The 500-nt window shown below is 25.0% G+C and carries 1 protein-coding gene; it reads left to right on the plus strand.

The window, feature by feature from the left end; all coding sequences use genetic code 11:
• Nucleotides 1-180 precede the first annotated feature (180 nt).
• On the plus strand, nt 181-399 hold the full coding sequence (locus FLACOL7796_RS24545) for a hypothetical protein (protein ID WP_232067452.1): 219 nt from the start codon (nt 181-183) through the stop codon (nt 397-399).
• Nucleotides 400-500: the final 101 nt, after the last annotated feature.

The following is a 500-nucleotide window of genomic DNA, read 5'->3' on the forward strand; positions in this document are numbered from 1 at the left end:
GTATTTATTTTGTTGTTTTTTCAACTTTTAAGTGTCTTTAAAAAGTTATAACCTATTAGTTATCAGTTTTAAAATTGTAATTTTTAACAAAAAATCACAATTAATAATCTATCTGAGTATAGAACCATTAATGATTTGAATATGAGCATTCCTGATTTAGAAAAACTCAATAAAAAATTTATGAAGAGGATTTACTCTTCTTTCGGATTAGTATCAAAAAATGATCTTTTAGAAGCTTCTATAAAGTATAGCGAAGAGCAGGAAAAAATTTTTAACGAAATGATTGTTGAAACTGATGCCAAAAATACCAAAGCAAAACGCGAAGCTTTTGACAAAGCATTATTTGCATCTTATAAAGGAATTGGCGCTATGGATTTTATAAATACTGTTTTAAAATAAATCCTGATATTAACAAATTCTGCTAGATGTATAAATCTTTTAAGATCAATAATCAAATAAATATGAACCTTGCTAAATGCGAGGTTTTTTTATTTTTACAA

This window comes from Flavobacterium bizetiae, assembly GCF_902804475.1.
In the GTDB taxonomy this organism is placed as follows: domain Bacteria; phylum Bacteroidota; class Bacteroidia; order Flavobacteriales; family Flavobacteriaceae; genus Flavobacterium; species Flavobacterium bizetiae.

Coding starts and splice junctions, on each gene's coding strand:
- FLACOL7796_RS24545 (WP_232067452.1), top strand. CDS start 181: ATGAAGAGGATTTACTCTTCTTTCGGATTAGTATCAAAAAATGATCTT.